Source organism: Marinobacterium sedimentorum, from assembly GCF_024267675.1.
GTDB classification, from domain to species: Bacteria; Pseudomonadota; Gammaproteobacteria; order Pseudomonadales; family Balneatricaceae; genus Marinobacterium_A; species Marinobacterium_A sedimentorum.
In genome coordinates this window covers 127,718-145,473 of sequence record NZ_JALDYX010000007.1, presented here as the reverse complement: position 1 = coordinate 145,473, position 17,756 = coordinate 127,718, and the positions used below count along the sequence as shown (strand labels likewise).

At 54.9% G+C, this 17,756-nt stretch carries 11 protein-coding genes; 4 read left to right on the top strand and 7 right to left on the bottom strand.

Annotation, left to right across the window (positions count from 1 at the left end):
• Positions 1-4: 4 nt before the first annotated feature.
• From MRS74_RS08865 to MRS74_RS08855, 3 genes are read right to left on the bottom strand one after another with little or no spacing between them, the layout of a single operon-like run.
• Positions 5-2,083: a 3-hydroxyacyl-CoA dehydrogenase NAD-binding domain-containing protein gene (locus MRS74_RS08865; protein ID WP_254579920.1), complete on the bottom strand. Its 2,079-nt coding sequence runs from the start codon at positions 2,081-2,083 to the stop codon at positions 5-7.
• Positions 2,076-4,193, bottom strand: coding sequence for an acetate--CoA ligase family protein (locus MRS74_RS08860; RefSeq protein ID WP_254579919.1), 2,118 nt, complete (start codon positions 4,191-4,193; stop codon positions 2,076-2,078). Before MRS74_RS08860 ends, MRS74_RS08865 begins: the two co-directional genes overlap by 8 nt.
• Positions 4,190-4,987 (bottom strand): enoyl-CoA hydratase/isomerase family protein, encoded by a 798-nt coding sequence (locus tag MRS74_RS08855; RefSeq protein WP_254579918.1) that lies wholly within the window; start codon positions 4,985-4,987, stop codon positions 4,190-4,192. The genes MRS74_RS08860 and MRS74_RS08855 overlap by 4 nt, the downstream gene beginning before the upstream one ends.
• A 579-nt stretch (positions 4,988-5,566) precedes the next feature.
• Here MRS74_RS08855 and MRS74_RS08850 point away from each other — a divergent pair.
• The 3 genes from MRS74_RS08850 to MRS74_RS08840 all read left to right on the top strand — a co-directional run bounded on the left by MRS74_RS08850 (position 5,567) and on the right by MRS74_RS08840 (position 8,851).
• A complete protein-coding gene (locus tag MRS74_RS08850; RefSeq protein WP_254579917.1) occupies positions 5,567-6,094 on the top strand; it encodes a tripartite tricarboxylate transporter TctB family protein in 528 nt (175 codons plus the stop codon).
• Positions 6,095-6,103: 9 nt separating this feature from the next.
• Positions 6,104-7,621 carry a tripartite tricarboxylate transporter permease gene (locus tag MRS74_RS08845; RefSeq protein WP_254579916.1) on the top strand — a complete coding sequence of 506 codons (1,518 nt, stop codon included), beginning with the start codon at positions 6,104-6,106 and terminating at the stop codon, positions 7,619-7,621.
• A 183-nt stretch (positions 7,622-7,804) separates the two neighbouring features.
• Positions 7,805-8,851 (top strand): AbrB family transcriptional regulator, encoded by a 1,047-nt coding sequence (locus MRS74_RS08840; RefSeq protein WP_254579915.1) that lies wholly within the window; start codon positions 7,805-7,807, stop codon positions 8,849-8,851.
• Between the two features lie 880 nt (positions 8,852-9,731).
• On the opposite strand, the gene MRS74_RS08835 is transcribed toward MRS74_RS08840, so the two are convergent.
• The 4 genes from MRS74_RS08835 to gcvA form a co-directional block, all read right to left on the bottom strand.
• Complete coding sequence (locus MRS74_RS08835; protein WP_254579914.1) at positions 9,732-11,099, bottom strand: MmgE/PrpD family protein; 1,368 nt, start codon at positions 11,097-11,099, stop codon at positions 9,732-9,734.
• Between the two features lie 70 nt (positions 11,100-11,169).
• Positions 11,170-12,363, bottom strand: a complete 1,194-nt coding sequence (locus MRS74_RS08830; RefSeq protein WP_254579913.1) for a CaiB/BaiF CoA transferase family protein — start codon at positions 12,361-12,363, stop codon at positions 11,170-11,172.
• Positions 12,364-12,575: 212 nt separating this feature from the next.
• Positions 12,576-13,574: a tripartite tricarboxylate transporter substrate binding protein gene (locus MRS74_RS08825; RefSeq protein ID WP_254579912.1), complete on the bottom strand. Its 999-nt coding sequence runs from the start codon at positions 13,572-13,574 to the stop codon at positions 12,576-12,578.
• Between the two features lie 504 nt (positions 13,575-14,078).
• A complete protein-coding gene (gcvA, locus tag MRS74_RS08820) occupies positions 14,079-14,966 on the bottom strand; it encodes a transcriptional regulator GcvA (RefSeq protein WP_254579911.1) in 888 nt (295 codons plus the stop codon).
• Positions 14,967-15,557: 591 nt separating this feature from the next.
• Here gcvA and MRS74_RS08815 point away from each other — a divergent pair.
• Entirely contained in the window at positions 15,558-17,675 is a 2,118-nt protein-coding gene (locus MRS74_RS08815; protein WP_254579910.1) for an adenylate/guanylate cyclase domain-containing protein, read from the top strand.
• The last annotated feature ends 81 nt before the right edge of the window (positions 17,676-17,756 follow it).

The following is a 17,756-nucleotide window of genomic DNA, read 5'->3' as shown; positions in this document are numbered from 1 at the left end:
GCTATCACTCCTTCGCTGAATCAGCATCAAGGGTTACCAGAGTCACATCGCCGTGCTCGTGGCCTTTGCCACTGGCCGCGGCAAGCTGGGAGAGGGCCGCACTTAATGCTTTTGTGCCCATTTGGCGGGCAATGAAGATTGGACCGCCTTTCCAGCGGGGGAAGCCGTAGCCATGGGCAAGTGCGATATCGATATCCTCGAGGCGCTGGCAGACGCCCTCAGCGATCAGTAGCAGTGCTTCGTTGATCAGTGCAAGCACGGCTCGCTGCTGTATCTCCTGGGCGCTAAAGGTTTTTGGCTCAATGTTATTCAGAGCACGGTAATCAGCGATAATCGCGGCTACCTCGGGATCGGTTACCGGGCGGTTGTCGTCATAGCGGTAGTAGCCCTTAGCCGTCTTGCGGCCCAGCCGGTTGGCTTCGCACAGCAGGTCCGGAATGCCGACATAACGGCGCAGATGTCGGCTGTCGGCTGTCTGCTGGCGCATCCTCCAGGCGATATCTAGGCCGGACATATCGGCAACCTTGAACGGGCCCATGGCAAAGCCATAGGCTTCGATCGCGGCGTCGATCTGCTCAGGGCTGGCCCCCTCTTCGAGCAGGAACTCGCACTGGCGGCGGTAGGCGGCGTAGAGCCGGTTGCCGACAAAGCCCCAGGCGTTGGCGACGACAATCGCTTTTTTCTTAAGGCGCTTGGCGAATGTCAGTGCCGTGCAGAGTGTCTGATCGCTGGTCGAGTTGCTGCGCACAACCTCCAGCAACGACATGCGGTGGGCCGGGCTAAAGAAGTGCAATCCAAGTGTACGCTCGGGGTTGGGCACATCAGCCATGATCTGGTCGATATCGAGGTAGGAGGTATTGGTCGCCAGCAGCGCGTCCTTGTCGACAACCTCTGCAAGGGTTTTGAACAGCGAGCGCTTGACTTCCAGGTCTTCGATGATGGCTTCAATCACCAGGCCTGCCCCTGAAATATCACTGATATCCTGTGTTGCGTTCAGTCGCGCCAGAATATCGTCGCGTTTTGCAGCGCTCAGACGCTGGCGTTTAATGTCGCCTTCCAGCTCGCTCTTGATCCGGTTGATCCCGGCCTCGAGAGCCTGAGGGTTGAGCTCGACCAGATCGACGCGGTAACCGGCATTCAATACACAGAGCGCGATACCGCTGCCCATGGTGCCGGCACCGATCACCGCAATGCGCTCGAGTGCGCGTCCCTGCACCGGTTGCTGCGGTACCAAGGGTTCGGCACGCTCGGCGAAGAACAGGTAGCGCAACGCCTTTGCCGCTTCGCTGCCGCGCAGGGCGAGGAACCTGGCGCGCTCTGTGGCTAGCGCATCGGCAAAGTTGAGCTTGCCGGCACTGAGCACTACCTCGGCAGCGGCTGCCGCGCTGGGCAGGCCGCGTGCACGGGATACCAGCTGTTTGGCTTGAGCCGTTAAGGCGTCGTCGTCGCTCGCTGCAACATCGCGTGCGCTCAGCGGTTGTTTACCGCCGGCGTAGTCGCGTGCGAATGCGAGAATTTCAGCGTACTGGGCATCGGTCGCTGTTTCGGTCAGCAGGTGGTTGACAAGCCCGAGCGCCTTCGCCGTGTCGGCTTTGACAGGCTTGCCCGTCACGATCATCTCCAATGCCTTTGGCAGGCCAATCGCACGCGGCAGACGCTGGGTGCCGCCAGCGCCTGGAATGACACCGACGGTGACTTCCGGCAGACCGAGAGTGGCATTGGCAGTGGCCAGGCGCAGGTCACAGGCCAGCGCCAGCTCCAGGCCACCGCCAAGGGTATGGCCCTTGACGATGGCAATCACCGGTACGGGAAAGGATTCCAGTGCCGCCGTTACGTGCGGCAGTGTCGGTTCCGTCGGTTCATTTTCCAGCTCGCGCAGGTCGGCACCGGCCATCAGGTTGTGTCCTGCACCGGTCAGTACGACCGCGTGTGTTCGATCGACATCGATCTGTGCCAGTGCCGCCAGAATGCCCCTTCGTACTGCGTCCGTACTGCTGTTAACAGGGGGATTGTCGAGGATAATTACCGCAATATCCCCTTCGTGCTGAAGATGAACCTGGCCGCTGGTTTGTGGTTCATCCATCAGTTCTGTCTCCTGCGTTCTTCTCATCCAGCACGAGCACGGCATCGGCAGCAACTACGCCCTGACCTTCAGGCAGAACGAACAGCGGGTTGATTTCCGACGTGACAACACGATCGCCCAGCGCAACGATCAGCGCAGAGAAGTTCACGATTGCTTGAGCGAGTGCTTCGGTATCGCGGTGAACGGAGCCACGGTAACCATCAAGCAGAGGCCAGGTGGTGAGTTTCTGCATCATCGCCCTGGCCTGATCAAGCGTCAGCGCACCCGTTTCAGGCAACATGCAAAGCGCGGTGTCCTTGAACAGCTCAGCGGTGACACCGCCGGCACCCAGAAGGAGTGCCGTGCCCAGGGCATCGCGGTTGGCGCCAAGAATGAGCTCATGACCGCCGGCGATCATTGCTTCGACAAGGAACTGATCAGGGCAGCGACCGATATGGGATTCAACATCGGCGATCATTTTATCGAATCGCTCACCAATGCTGTCCGCGTTCAGGAACAGCGCTACGCCACCGATATCGCTTTTGTGCAGCAGCTTGGCATCCATAATTTTCAGAACGACCGGCTCACCCAACTCACGCGCTGCCTGTACGGCCTCTTCACGGGTGGTGACAACCTTGCTCTGCGGTACATTAATACCCGCCTGACGGAACAGAGCCTTGGCTGCTGCCTCATCCAGGGAGCCGCCTGGCAGATTGTCCAGGTTGGGAAGCTGAACGCCGGGCGCCGCAGATGCGCTGGAGAGTAACGGCTGTCCGGTAAAGTACAGCGCTTCGAGTACCGCACTGCAGCTTTCGGGTGAGCTGAACCCTGGAATACCGCCACTGTTCAAGCGCTTCAGAGTATCCGGGGCATAGGGACTGACATACGCCAGTACCGGCTTGTCGTTAATGCTCAGACAATCCTGGATGGCGCTGACAACCAGATCGGGCATGGCGAGGCCGGAGGAGCCGATAATCACGACCAGAGCATCATAGCTGTCGCTCTCGAGCAGGATGCGGATCGCCTGGCGCAGCAGATCGGGCTGCAGACCAGCCAGGGTCACGTCGATCGGATTACGGTCAAGTGCGGTAGGTGTATCACCCTGAAGTGCACGCAGCTTCTCGGCGGTGTCGGTATCTGGCGCAGGCGTATCAAAATCAGTTACACCCAGGCTATCCGCGATCAGCGTACCGGCACCACCTGTGGAGGTCAGCACAGCAACACGGCGGCCAGCCAGTTTGCGGCCGGCAACCAGCACCGCCGGAATGTCGAGGAATTCATCGAAGGTGTTGACACGAATGACGCCCAGCTCACGGAAGAAAGCATCGTAGACGCGGTCTTCACCGGCCAGTGCACCCGTATGGGAACTGGCGGCGCTGGCACCGGCTTCGGAGCGGCCGATCTTGAACACCACAATTGGCTTGCCTGCGTCGCGAGCGCGTATAGCCACTTCACGGAAACGCTGGGGGTTGCGGATACTCTCCAGGTAGAGCGCGATGACCTTGGTATTGTCATCATCCACCAGGTAGTCGATAAAATCGCTGACTTCGAGATCGACTTCGTTACTGGTCGAGATCAGTGATGACAGTCCGATTCCGCGACCTGCAGCACGGGAGAGCAGGGCACCCAAAATCCCCCCGCTCTGGGATACAACCGCGACATGGCCGGCCGGCAGGTCGCTGACCTCGAGTGCGCCGCTGGCGGAAAGCGGGATGCCCGCCGACAGGTTAACCAGGCCGATGGTATTTGGGCCAAGGAGGCGCATGGAGCCTGCAGCTTCTTTCAGCGCGTCTTGCAGCCCCAGTCCATCTTCACCGGCCTCGGCAAAACCACTGGCCAATACAATAGCAGCCTTGCAGCCCAGCTTGGAGAGCGAGCGGACGGCATCAATACTGCGCTTGGCACTCAGCAGAACCAGCCCCACATCGGGAGCCTCTGGCAGCGCCTCGACATTCGGATAACAGGTCAGTCCCTGGATTTCAGCAGCCTTGGGGTTAACCGGGTAGATTGCACCGCTGAAACCGTGCTTGATGAGATATGACACCGGCCGACCGGAGGTTTTTGTGGGGTCGGCCGAGGCACCGATTACAGCAACGCTTTTTGGGTTGAGTAGTGCGTCCAGCTGTTTCATTTACCTGCCTCCTTCGCGCGATCCAGAAATGCCTGCACCGAGGCGCGGTGTTCCTGCGAGGTGTAGCAAATCCCCTGGGCCTTGCTGCCTTCGTCAAACACCTGGTGTTCGGAAATTTCGTAGCTGTGATTGATGATCGATTTGGTCAGGGCGATGGCAGTGCGTGAGCCGCTGCTCATTTCCTTCGCCATATCCATGGCGGTGGACAGAAGCGCATCCGCCTCACAGACGCTGTCGGCGATTCCGAGCTGCAGTGCTTCCTCCGAGCTGACGCGACGACCACTGAAAATCAGAGCCTTGGCGCGAGCCAGGCCGACGCGGCGAGGCAGGAAATACATGCCGCCACCATCGGGTATGAGGCCGCGTGCGATGTAGGCCCAAGTGAAATGGGCCGGGCGTGCAGCCACTACAAAGTCGCAGGATAACGCGAGGTCTGCACCCAGGCCGGCAGCGGCGCCGTTGACGGCCGCAATGGTAGGAATCGGCAGGTTAAGTAACAGGCTTGCGGCATAGTGCACGCCCTGCTGGCGCTCCCAGCCATTGAAACCGACGACCGCGGGATCTTGCTCCATACGTATCTTCATTCCGGCGATATCGCCGCCCGCACAAAAGCCTTTACCTTTGCCTGTGATAATCAGTGCGCGTACATTACGGTTACTGCGCAAGGCTTCCAGGTGCCCCACCAATTCAGCGCGCATTGCATCACTCATGGCATTGCGCTTTTCCGGCCGGTTGAGGGTCAGAATGGCAATGTCATCTTCCAGCTGGTATTCGATAAGAGCTTCTTGACTCATGGCAGGCCTCTTTATTTAGTAAAACTTATTCGAGTGGTATGTAAGATCGAGTTATCAGGCTGACTTTTTTAAATAAGTAATTCGACTTCAATAACAGAACTTTAAACAGTACTTATTCAGGCGGTCATCCTATGCCTCATTCTTGAATTTACGAATCCAAGGTGCAAATGAGTAAAGCTGTCGCTTTTGCTAACAAAAAGTTTGGGAGCCAGACGAGGGCCTGTGTCGAGGTCACCGGTAACGCCGGGATAGCGCCCTGTGTGAGGGCCCTGTGGGGGCTATGGACAGGCGGCCTTGGGCGCCCCGGAATCGTCCCGGGTGTCTCGTGCCTAACAGAAAGCTGCCCTGAGGCCCAATAAATACTCAGTTCCGTAGCGATGCGTGTACCGTCATAGTAGGAGGCGTATACAGAGAGGTGTGGGTTTCGCAGGGCAGCAGCTCAAACGTCGAAGCTCGGGCTATGGTTGCCTGGAGTGCATTCTTGGGCGCACCTCGAATAACAACAATTGGTCCTCGTCACGGCTGTTGGCGTGGCGTAGCAGAATCCAGGCGATAGTCTGGTTGAGGCGGGAGGAAAAAATGAATACATCGACAGCGTCGACGCGAAAGCAGCCAAAGCATTCCGATCATAGCCAGAAGAAGAGTGAGCTGGCTATTCAGGTACCCATGGTGTGGTTAGAAGTTCTGTTTGGTTTTATATTGCTGGTTATTGTCGGATCTTACCTTTATGAAGCCATAAAACTTCCGAGCCCAATGAACGCGAAATCCATGGGGGCTGGCGATTTTCCAATGATAATCGCCATTGGAACCCTGGTCGCCGTATTCGTAATGTTCTGCATTGGACTGGTGAAAATATTCAAAGAGAAGGAGCACGAACTGGTCGGGTTTAGTCGCCCGGTCTGGGTTGTCGCCGCGATGCTGGTACTCGTCGCCTTAGGCGCCTTCATGGAAACGCTCGGGGCTTTGGCAGCATCCGCAATCCTCGTTGCACTGCTCATGTTTTTCGCAGGCGAGCGGCGGCCCTTGCAGCTTATCACTGTCCCACTGGGGTTGGCCCTTGGCATATATGCCGTTTTCATACTCGCTCTCGGTGTCTACTTTCCTTAAGGTGTCGTCATGATTGAGAATATATTGCTTGGTTTTTCCGCCTTTGCCGATCCGATGGTTCCATTAGGGCTTCTGGCCGGGGCGCTGCTTGGCTACATGATTGGTGCGGTGCCGGGACTCGGCCCCAGTCTGGGTGTCGCGCTTCTGATCCCGTTTACTTACACCCTTGATCCGCTGGTATCGATTGTAACGCTGGTCTCGCTGTATGCCGCTGCCGAGTACGGTGGAGCTATTTCGGCAATACTCGTAAATTCGCCTGGAACAGCGGCCGCCGTGACGACGTCCTGGGATGGCTTTCCTCTCACTCAGCAGGGAAAAGCCGGGGTTGCGCTAAATATCTCTATAGTGTCGTCAGGGATCGGGATTTTTATCAGTACAGTCTTCTTGTTCCTGACAGCGGTTCCGCTGTCTGAGTTCGCACTGAACTTTGGGCCTACTGCATACTTTGCTCTTGCGCTGGTGGGATTGAGTCTCGTATCGACCTTGTCAAACGGATCGCCGCTCAAGGGTGGCATCGCCATGGGTATCGGTTTGGCGCTCGCCACTGTTGGTCTGGATGCGCAGACAGGTGTACCCCGTTTTAGTCATAGTCCCGAATTTTTCGAGGGTTTTCCTCTAGTACCGGTGCTGTTGGGGCTCTTTGCTCTCTCGGAAGTTTTTTTCATGGTTGAGGCAGGTCCTTCTGAAAAGACCAAAAGTCAGCCGATGAGCGGGATATTTGCCGTACCGCTTAAAACCTTCGGGACGCTGAAATTTCACCTCCTGCGAAGCTCGGTGATCGGTTATGTCATCGGGGTTATTCCCGGTGCGGGTGCTTCTATCGCCTCCTTTGTTTCATATGCTGTTGCCAAGAAAACCTCGAAGACACCGGAAATGTTCGGTAAAGGCAGCATCGAAGGCATAGCTGCATCAGAGTCGGCCAACAACTCGGCGGTATCAGGCGCGCTTGCCCCACTGCTCGCGCTCGGTATTCCGGGATCGCCGACCACCGCCATCATGATAGGCGCGTTGATGATCCATGGCATACAGCCGGGGCCGCTGCTCTTCGCAACCCAGCCTGAAATTCCGTACACAATCTTTGCGTCACTCTGGGTCAGTGTTCCCGTGATGGTTTTTATTGGCCTGGCAGGCGCAAGGTACTGGGCCAAGGTTGCAGATGTCCCCCGTCCGGCTATCGCAGCGGTGGTGGCGGCCATATGCATGATGGGTGCTTATGCCTCGGAAAACTCGATGTTTCCTGTGTACGTTACCCTGGCCTTTGGCATCATCGGCTACATCTTGCGCAAGGTCGATATTCCGTTGGCACCGATCATTCTTGCGCTGGTGCTCGGTGAGATGCTCGAAACGAACTTCAGACGCGCACTGGTTATTTCCAATGGCGAGTTCGACATCTTCTATAGCAGCCCGCTCACGTTGGTTCTGCTGCTTGTCGCGGTACTGTCGTTTGCATTACCGGCCCTGCGTTTTGTGCGCAAGAAGCTGAACCAGCGACGCCATGTGCAGGAGATATATCACGAGGAAGAATAACATCGGCGATTCTTAATCGCTTCGTGAAGCTGTGAGCCCGGAACTGAGAACCAAAGTTGGTTTCCTGTTTCGGGCTATTTTTTGTTCCTTATCTTTCAGTTAGAACTACGCCTGCTGGCGAGTTTGGCTTCAGTATTCGAGGAATAGAAAAACAAATTTGTTCGATTTTGTGGATCTGGTCTTATGGGTGTGGCTTTGTATAAACCAATAAAATTACTAGTACTGTATTTGTCTGGCGCAGCGGTGGGGTGGCTTTTTCTTAAAATAGGGATGCCATTACCATTCATGATAGGGCCATTAATATTCGCAGCATTTATTTATGTTACCGGGTTGGCAACAACACCGGTGACTGCGAAAACTCGTCCGCTTGGGCAGATGATAATCGCGTCTACAGTAGGTTTAGCTTTCACCAGCGATGCGTTAGACATCGTGATGGATATGGCTCCTATCATTGTTGGGTTAACACTTCTCACCAGCATAAATGCAGTCGTTGTATCAATGCTTCTCAAGCGATTTTCCCATCTTGATTATCCAACCGCCCTTTTGTCCACCATGCCAACCAGCCCGGTAGAAGCTGTCGTGGTTGCTGAAAAATTCGGGTTGAACAGAGGGTTGGTTGTTCTATCACAAACAATAAGAATAGCGATTGTTGTGGTTCTAATCCCCGTTGCGATATACGCAGCCGATGGCTGGCCCGGCAACTCAGGCCGAGGGCCTGGAGCGGCCAGCTCATTTGATCTGGGCGGTGTAATACTGCTATCGATTTCAGCTGTGGCCGGTGGTCTGTTATTCAAGGCGATTAGGTTACCAAACCCCTATTTTTTTGGTGCTCTGTTTTGCACTGCGGTGGTGTCTAGCTGTGGCCTGCACGTGACTCCTTATCCCTATGTTATCTTAGCGGGAGCCCAGGTCGTGCTTGGGAGTTGGTTAGGTTCTGTCTTTACCAAAGATCTATTTTTTGGTGGAGGGAAGCTGACGCTTGCGCTGATACTCTCGATGCTGTGCTTTATTCTTTTTACAAGTGCTACCGCGATCGCCTTCGCTCATCTGATAGGCCAACCCTGGGAAACAATGGTCCTCAGTGCTGCCCCGGGGGGGGTGACCGAGATGGCATTGACTGCGCAATTCCTCGGCTACGATGTTGCGATCATTACGTCTTTCCAGATCGTGAGGATTTGTATTCTTTTACCGGGGATACACTGGTTTATTGCCGCTGCTCGTCGAGTTTAAATCAGGCGATCGGCACAGGGAAACTGCGAATAAATCGCCCATGCCTCAGTGCCTGTTCTTGTGGGTTTCTTTCGTGATGGGGACGGTGGTTAATAAACCGGCAGGTTATTAGCCCGGCGGGTTAATACATGAAGCAGGGATGTTCATCATTGGCCGCAGGCCAAAGCGAACGCCACCTTTTTCCCCTGAAGAAGGCCTGCATGTCCACGCACCTGCGCCCATTCTTGTAGGTTAAAGAGCCTATGGCGTGACCGCACACACGCATCCATGCATGTGCGGAATACCTTCCCGTACATAACAGACAAATAGGGAAGGAGCCTGTTTGCCAGCCTGGTTCATAAGGTGTTTTCACCTGAGGCTGGTACCAGCACCGGCGGGCACGTCATTAGTCCGTAAAGGCACCGTCTTTTGGGCGCTGGCAGCATGCCCGCACAGCCGATAACCTGGCCGATGATTCCGGTGTATAGCGCCCTGCGCCTAGTGGCTCAGCTGCGAACAGGCGGTTGAGCAATGTGCCTGTGCCCACGAACGAATCCGTGTTGTTGTTGGAAGGGTACCGCTACGTTTTCTGGAAATCGGCCCTTTGCCCTCCCTCTGAGTGCAAGGCGCTGGAGAACACGCATCAGGTGGGCCTGATAGCGCTCAAAGACGCGTTTGGGGTCAGGGGCTGGCGGTCGCGGGTGAGCCGGGGCTCGACGACGAAGGTCCGCGTGTAATCCCTATCGGCGGTGCCATCGCCATCGGTCATCCACGGCGGATGAGCGGGGCACTTGGAGGTGGTTGGACATATTGATCTTGCCGTGTGCAAGGCACCAGATCTCGATTTCAGGGACAGTAGCCAAGGACCCGGCATTATCATACCGGGTCGTTGACTTGATCATCAGGCGCTGGTGTCAGGCGAAGGAGCAATTGGCGACACGGAGCCGGGCAGCTCGTTTCCATACAGCACGGTATGGCGTAAAGCCTGCAACTGCTGGTGCGGCAGAATGGACCCGGCGAGTTCATCGTACTTGGCGATGAGTTCCTGGTCTGACAGTGGATCTTCCGGGTCGCCTTTTCTAGTGGCCTGGAAATGGGAGATCTGACGTCCATCTTTCAGTTGTACGAGAAGCTTGGCCATGCGTTTCTTCGGATAGGCCGACGCCAGTTCTGCATCCTCGCTGACCGTGACTCTTTGCATCAACGCTCGAATATCCGGGCGTGCCAGTACCTCGGATTCGAATGCTGCCAGCCGGACGCCGCCAAGCAGCAGTTGCGCCGCGATGCAGTACTGCAAACTGAAACGGGCCTCCTGGGCCGACTGGGGATTCGGTCGATTGCACATCTGCTCGGTTGCGCTGTACCCCTGGACATGGATCGAGTTGATCTCGTCGGGTGTAAAACCTTCTTTTTCCTGTATCAGATTCAGGCCGTCAAGCGCCGGGAAAATGTGCCCGCAACAACCGTGATTCTTGACCGTCATGCGGGTTATGGGCGTCCAGTCGCCTATACCTTCCAGCGCCGTTGCCCAGTCTGCGCACGATGCGCTGGTCGCCGCCGCAAACCCCTTGTCGGTATGGAGGCTATCAAGAGAGGCGGTGATACCATTGGCCGCGGCGATTCCCGCGAGAATGCCGGCATCGGCCGCATGGCCGGGGTGGAGTGCCTTGGCCATGCCGTCACCCTGGAGGTTCTGCTGGTGTCCGCCGGCAAAGCTGCTGGAGAGAGCGATGGCATGGGCGATTTGATCCGCGTCACACCCCAGAACCATGGCGGTCGCCACAGCGGCACCCATGGTGCCAACGGTCGAGGTGGTATGCCAGTAGCGGTAGTGGCTGGGCTGAATGGCCAGCGAAATCCGGCAGCCAACTTCATAGCCGCCAATAATCGCGCGGTGCGTCTGTTCGAGCGAAGCCCCCCTGTCCTGAGCGACGGCCAGCGCGGCGGCAATGGTCGGACTACCCGGGTGATAACCACCATCCTTGAAGATATCGTCAAACTCGACGGTATGACTTGCAGTGGCGTTCAGCAGAGCCGCATTTCGTGGTGAGCCGGTCAGGCCGTTGACATAACAGATCGCATTACCCTGGCCGCGGCTATCGGCAAAGGCATCGGACAGCAGTGTCGAGGGTGGTAATACGCAACCCGGCAGGGTTGTGGCAAACCAGTCCAGAATGGAGCGGCGTGTCGCCCAGGTGACGTCTTCGGTGAGAGATTGTCTTTGCCAAGCGGCGGCGGCGTTGGCCAGTGCAATAAGCGGATTGGTCATGTCTTGTCCTTGAGCTTGCAGGCGTGTAGCTATAGCGGCCCCGTGATGTTCAGGATCGTCTGAGTTTAGTTCAGTTGATGGCGCCAGCCGATCGCATAGTCTCGATTTCCTCGGACCCATAACCCAGTTCTGCCAGAATTTCGGTGGTCTGTGCGCCAACGAGCTGCGGTGGCAGGTTGATTTCACATGGGCTCTCAGACAGGCTGAATGCAGCGACTGGAACTGTCAGCCCATCCACTTTGCTATCCGGTGCGTCGTGCTGGTGGAGTACCGGCCTGCTGGCCACTTGGCTGTCGCAAAGAGCCTCTTCCATACGGCGTATGCGAGCGGCAGGAATGCGTCTTTTCTGCAAAAAGTCTTCCCAGTAATCTGCCGTCATCGTACCGATGATTTTTGTCAGTACGTCGGTCTCTTCGGCATGGGCGTCCAGACGCTGATTGTTATCAGTCTTGATCATGTCTTCACGACCGAGAGCTGTCCAAAGACGGCGCTGCTGGATGATATTTGATGCAGCAATCATCAGCGGAACGTCGGATGCCTGATAGCAACCAATGGTTGCAAATGGGAAAGTATTGCCTTTTTGCTCGGGGTGCTTGCCGTTCCACATGAAGCCGGTGAGGTGTGAACTAGATAATATAAATGCCACATCGAGCATGGAGACATCAACAAACTGGCCCTTGCCTCCATTCCTCTCGCGTTGGAACAGGGCTGTAGAAATCGCATAGGCGGCAGTTGTGCCCGTGGCGTAGTCCACTACGGGAGCGCCCGATTTCAATGGCCTGCCATCGCCATGGCCCGTCATCGCCATCATGCCGGAGAACGCCTGAATAACGTTATCGTAGGCAGTCTGTTCCCGGCGCGGGCCGGTCGATCCGAAAGCTGAAATCGAGCAGTAGATCAGTTTCGGGTTCAGTTTAGACATCTCGTCAAAACCCAACCCAAGTTCGTCGAAAGCGCCTGGCCGGTAGTTTTCCACTAGCACATCGGCTGTTGCGATCAAGCGTTTCATTGCCTCGCAGCCTTCGGGGGTCTTCAAATCAAGCGCCAGGGCTTTTTTGTTCGAGGCTTGAGTCATAAACGCGGTGCCCAATCCGCAATCGTTCAGGGAGCGATCGGAGCCTTGCATACGCGCCTGGTCTGGGTCGTTGGGGGCCTCAACTTTGATGACCTCAGCCCCCAAAACAGCCATCTGATAGCTGGCGAAGGGACCCGCGAGGACGTGCGTTGTATCGATGACACGAATACCATCATATGCTTTGGACATGGGGGCCTCATGTAATAGAAATCGTTAAAAATGATCTGGATACCGGTAATTAGCCGGTTCCAGATCGAGAGAGACTATCAATTGAAAGAGACAGGACTAAATTTAATGGGAATATCTTTTAGTTTTTGCCTTTTCTGAAGCGGTATTGGCGCCCAGGGGTATTTTTAATACCCTTTGGGAGTCACCAAGTATGTTCGAGATCCTTCTGCCCGTTATTCGATTAGACCTGCTGTTTTAAGCTGCTTCTCTGCGACATCGCTCACACGCTTTGCAAAGTCTGCGTATTCCTTGGGTCCCATCCAGGAATCCATGACGCCAGCATTGCGTGCATAGGTTTGGTAGTCTTCTGAGCGCATTGCCTTATGGAAGGCATCTGCAATCTTCTGTTGCGTTTCCTCGGGGATGCCTGCCGGACCAAATACGCCACGTACCTGAAGCCAGCTGGTGTCAACCTCATAGCCTTGCTCGCCAAATGTAGGTACATCGGGCAGGCCAGTTAGGCGTTCTTTGCCCAGTACGCCCAGACCGGCGATGCGATTTGCATCGAAGAAGGAGCTGACTGCACCCAGGTTTGATACACCGATATCCACGTGGCCGCCCAGTAGCGCCGCTACAATATCCGGGGTGGCGTTGAATGCGACCCAGTTGAGTTTTATATCTGCAGCTTGTTCAAGCATTGAAATGCCAATATTCTGCATGGAACCAACCGGCCCAAAACCACCGATGTTGAGTTGGCCGCCGTTTTCCTTGGCCTTGGCCACCAGATCGGCAAGAGTCTTGATCTCTGAATCAGAGCGCACAAACAGCAGGATTGCATCTTCCTGGGTCGAGGCGATCCAGGAGAACTCGTCGGGCGAGAAGGTTCCCTTTAGGTTGGTCAACATGCCGGTAAAGTGCGTCAGCGTATTGATACCAAGGGTCAAGCCATCTGGCTTGGCTGCCCGGATTCGGGCCATCTGAGTCGCTCCGCCACCACCAGGCGAGTTGATGACAACAATGTTTTGATTGATTTCGGGTTCGAGTTCTTTCGCCAGTGTCCGGATAAAAACGTCCGAGGAACCGCCGGCTTTGGTGTGCATGACCATGTTAACTGGCCCCGTGGGCCAGTCGCTTTCAGCCAAGGCAGCTTCAGTGTGCAAGAGCATGGCTGCTGCAGCGATCGTCGCTGCCCCAAAGTATTTGCGTACGCGCTTTGCAGTTGTGAGTCTCATCTTCAGACGGTCTCCTTAGATTTTATTTTTTGACTGTTCGAGGTTAGGGCTGAGTCCCTGTTTCTAGAGTCCCAAAAACTGACTGCGAGTGGAACTGAGAATTTGTCAGTCCTGATGTATGTTCTGATTAGGCAAAGACGCCCTGAAAATGGTTGAATTTAGACCTGCGTTCGAACATTTGTACCAGCGTCGGTTGTGAAGGTGGCCATAATGTAGACTGTATTAACCCGGCGCTAGGCTTAGCTGGTTTTTGTTTTTCGCGCTTTTTGGCTTTCATAAGCTATATCATGGTTTAAAATTAAATAATGAATGGCGTTTGTATATGAGCGAAAGGCATTCGTGTTTTACTTGTGCTCTGTGAAGAAAATAAATGTTGCTTTGGCAGGTTCATCCTGGGAGGTCAGGGGTGCGAATAACTAGCGTAAAATACGCTGTCTCGGGTAGTACAGCCGGACTTTTCCGGCAGTACTCTACTGGAAATATTTTTTGAATAGAGACTCGGATCTACTCTTTTTTCGTCATTAAGTCACGCATCCATGACAAAAAGTTGAGAAGCGGGTCTGATGCTCTCAGGTTGCGTGGCCAAGTTAAATAGTAGCCTTCCCCTGTTTTGCAGGTATTTTCAAAGGGCGCTATTAAGCTGCCGTTTTGAATTTGGCGTTCAACGAAAACTTTTACGGCGATGGCCACTCCTATGCTCATTGATGCTGCTTCAATTGCCAATGCTGAGTTGTCGAAGCTGATGCCTGCCTCGGCATCGATATCGACACCGGTTGCGGATAGCCAACTTTCCCAGTCATTAGGGCGAGCCATAGAGTGAAGGAGGCGAACGCGAGTCAAATCCTTCGGTGATTTCAGATTTTTCGATTCCATAAGTCCCGGTGAACATATGGGGATAAGCTCAATGTCGACCAGTTTCTCTGAATGCAGTTCGGGCCAGTCTCCATAGCCGGAGCGGATTGAGGCATCTATGTTTTGCGTTTCAAAGTCTACCGGCGCCAAGGAAGATGAGAGTCTGACTTCGGTTGTCTTGTTCGCTTCATGAAAATTGGCCAAACGAGGTATTAGCCACCGTTGAGAGAAGGTTGTATAGGATTGAATGGATAGAATATCCCGCCGGCCTCTGCGTGAAACCTTGTGCGCAGCATTGCTGATGTCCTGAAAAACCTGGGTGATTCCCTCATATAACTCTTTACCCTCGCGAGTAAGCTCAATACCTCTATGCAGGCGTCGAAACAAAGTCACACCTAGATAGTCTTCCAATACCCTTACTTGGCGGCTGACGGCAACCTGCGATACATTCAACTCTTCTGCGGCACTGGTCAGGCTGCACAAGCGGGCGGCTGCTTCAAAGGTTCTGAGTGGGTTCAAAGGAGGTAGGGGGTATTTCATTTCGCCACCTTAACTAAGTCGTAGTTTTTATTAAAAGGTTGATTTGCCTATTTTTGTATTGAAATAATTAATGCTGGCGATATTAGCTTTCATGCATTTAAGGTCTTTCTTTAAGTAAGGTTTACGGTTTTATGTGTTTAGTTATATTTTATTTTATAAGGGTTTATGGTTATTGATAATTTTATTTTTAATATAAAATACACTTTAAAGAGTTTCTATCTAAATCCATGGAGTATAAGGATTAAAATGAAGATATCAGACAAAAATTCTTGTATAAGCATAGCAAACAGCAAGGTAAATTGCCTAACAAAAAGTTAGGCAGAAATCACAAATAACAGGGTAATTTATCATCCGAGGATAGCCAGTCGCCCTCTGCGCCTAACGATTTAGCGGCGGTAACCAGCGAGCCTGGACAAGCCGGATGCGTCTGGGTCGTGGTGGAGCATCTGGATTTCACTGCGACTGCCGATGCTTGCGCCGAACTGTTCGAAGCACCGTTTGGTGGCGCGCCTGGTCCTAAGCGAACGCCCTCTTACCCGTTACGCTATTCTTAAGCGAAAGCTCATCGCGCGTGCTGACGAGGCGTCACCCATGATTTTCAGAAGTCTTCGGGGCCGGTTGTTCTTGCTCTTCCTGCTGGTGGTGGCGCCGGTGCTGGTATTGATTGTCATCATCAATATCGAACAGCGGCAGCAGGCAGCGGAAAGGGTTAGGGAAGATGCGCTTCGCTTCATACAACTGACGACCAGCCAGTATGAGCACCTGATCAAGGGCACACGGCAGTTGTTGATCGCCTTGGCACAGTTGCCTTCGGTTCGCAGTCAGGACGCAGAAGCCTGCAGCTCCCTGTTTGGTGATCTGTTCAAACGCTATCCCTATTACACGACTCTGGGGGTGGCGAACCTCCAAGGCTACAGCTTCTGCAGCCCGCTAAGGGCAACGCGACCGGTTAATCTGGCGGACCGCGCCTACATCATCAGTGCGATGCACAGCCGGAACTTCGCCATCGGAGACTATGCGGTCGGTCGGAGAACGGGCAAGGAATCGCTGCATTTCGGTTATCCGGTATTCGATCAGGAGGGTGGGGTACAGGGGGTCGTTTTCGCGGCCCTGGACCTCAAGTGGCTGGGTGAAATTGCTGCCGGAATGCGCCTGGCGCCTGGAACAACGTTTTCGATATTCGACCGCAACGGTGTACTGCTGGTGCGCTATCCGGTCTCGCCACAGTGGTCTGTTGGCACATCGGCCGCGAAAAGCCCGTTATTCGAGGCGGCCGTTGCCCTTGCAGGCGAGGGCATCATCGAGGCGTCGGATCTGAGCGGCGTATCGAGCCTGTTCGCATTCGCACCGATTAACGATAGTACAAGCGCTGGGAGCGGAACGGCACTCTATCTGGCGGTAGGCGTTCCCATCGATTCCGCTTTTGCGCCCGTTAATTACACTTTTGTCCGTAACCTGATTATCGTCGGTGCCATTGCCCTCTTCGCTGTCATGGCAGCCTGGTGGTTCGGTAAGCGTGCGATTCTTCAGCCGGTAAGTGCTCTTCTTGACGCAACGGAACAGCTGCAATCCGGGAACCTTGTGGCCCGCACCGGTATGCAGCCATCGCGTGGCGAACTCGCCCAGCTGGGGTGTGCATTCGATCAGATGGCCGAGCAGCTGGAGAGGCGAGAGTTGCAGTTGCGCCATTCTCTCGCTGAGGCGACGAAACTGAAAAATCTTCTCGATAGCGTTTTCTCTTCCATTGTCAGTGGTGTGATTACCACCGATACACAAGGCACTGTTACCCTCCATAATGCCGCTGCGCTTCGCATCTTGGGTTACCCTGATACCGATGATCTTGCCGGGCAGAATGTGGCGGATCTCCGGGCGCCCCTCGGCAGCTTGCTGTTACCCCACATCTACCGGGTTGGTCATACCGGCGAAGCGACGGTAGGGCTTGAAAGCAGTATCGACGTGCCGCCCAGAGGAGTCGCGCACCTTCGGTTCAACCTCTCGACTCTCAAGGGGCAGCAGGACACGCAGGGCATCGCCATCGTCGTCGATGATGTCACGGAGAAGCGGCAGGTCGAGGCGCAGCGCCGCCTGCTCGAACACATGGTCTCGCCCGTAATCCTCGCCCAGCTCGATCCGGAACGTCTCAAGCTGGGCGGCAAGCGCACGGAAATTACCGCCCTGTTCGCCGATATCCACGGCTTTACCCAGATCAGTGAGCAACTTAACCCGGAGGACCTGGTCGGGCTGCTCAATCGCTATCTTGCCGCCATGGCGAATGCGGTACTGGCCGAGGAGGGGACCATCGACAAGTTCCTGGGGGATGCGGTCATGGCCTGGTTCAATGCACCATTGCCCCAGCCGGACCATGTCATCCGAGCAGTTCGGGCGGCACTGACTATTCGCGATACCATAGCCGCTTTGCATGAGGAAATTTCTCCACTGTTCAGGCTTTCCTTCGGCGTGGGGCTACACGTTGGCGAAGCGGTACTGGGATTGGTCGGTACGCAGGAACGGATGGAGTACACGGCCATCGGCGATGATATCAATATTGCCAAGCGCATTCAGGAGCATACGGGAGCCGGGCAGATTCTCATCAGCGCCGCCATTTACGAAAGGGTCAAAGAGCAGATCTCGGTAAGTCCGATAACGACCATCCAGGCCAAGGGCAAGAAGAAACCGCTTGAAGTCTATGAACTGCTTGGCTTGAAATGAGTTTTTCTCCCGTTTTCGATTGCTACTCCGATAGAGTCCTGCACTACCGCCGCATGTAATCATTTAAAGAAATCAAAATAA

What these genes read in the sequence shown, in the direction of transcription:
- MRS74_RS08855 (WP_254579918.1), bottom strand. Translation starts at nt 4,987, where the DNA reads ATGAGTCAAGAAGCTCTTATCGAATACCAGCTGGAAGATGACATTGCC.
- MRS74_RS08860 (WP_254579919.1), bottom strand. Translation starts at nt 4,193, where the DNA reads ATGAAACAGCTGGACGCACTACTCAACCCAAAAAGCGTTGCTGTAATC.
- MRS74_RS08835 (WP_254579914.1), bottom strand. Translation starts at nt 11,099, where the DNA reads ATGACCAATCCGCTTATTGCACTGGCCAACGCCGCCGCCGCTTGGCAA.
- MRS74_RS08850 (WP_254579917.1), top strand. Translation starts at nt 5,567, where the DNA reads ATGAATACATCGACAGCGTCGACGCGAAAGCAGCCAAAGCATTCCGAT.
- MRS74_RS08815 (WP_254579910.1), top strand. Translation starts at nt 15,558, where the DNA reads ATGATTTTCAGAAGTCTTCGGGGCCGGTTGTTCTTGCTCTTCCTGCTG.
- MRS74_RS08840 (WP_254579915.1), top strand. Translation starts at nt 7,805, where the DNA reads ATGGGTGTGGCTTTGTATAAACCAATAAAATTACTAGTACTGTATTTG.
- MRS74_RS08865 (WP_254579920.1), bottom strand. Translation starts at nt 2,083, where the DNA reads ATGGATGAACCACAAACCAGCGGCCAGGTTCATCTTCAGCACGAAGGG.
- MRS74_RS08825 (WP_254579912.1), bottom strand. Translation starts at nt 13,574, where the DNA reads ATGAGACTCACAACTGCAAAGCGCGTACGCAAATACTTTGGGGCAGCG.
- MRS74_RS08830 (WP_254579913.1), bottom strand. Translation starts at nt 12,363, where the DNA reads ATGTCCAAAGCATATGATGGTATTCGTGTCATCGATACAACGCACGTC.
- gcvA (WP_254579911.1), bottom strand. Translation starts at nt 14,966, where the DNA reads ATGAAATACCCCCTACCTCCTTTGAACCCACTCAGAACCTTTGAAGCA.
- MRS74_RS08845 (WP_254579916.1), top strand. Translation starts at nt 6,104, where the DNA reads ATGATTGAGAATATATTGCTTGGTTTTTCCGCCTTTGCCGATCCGATG.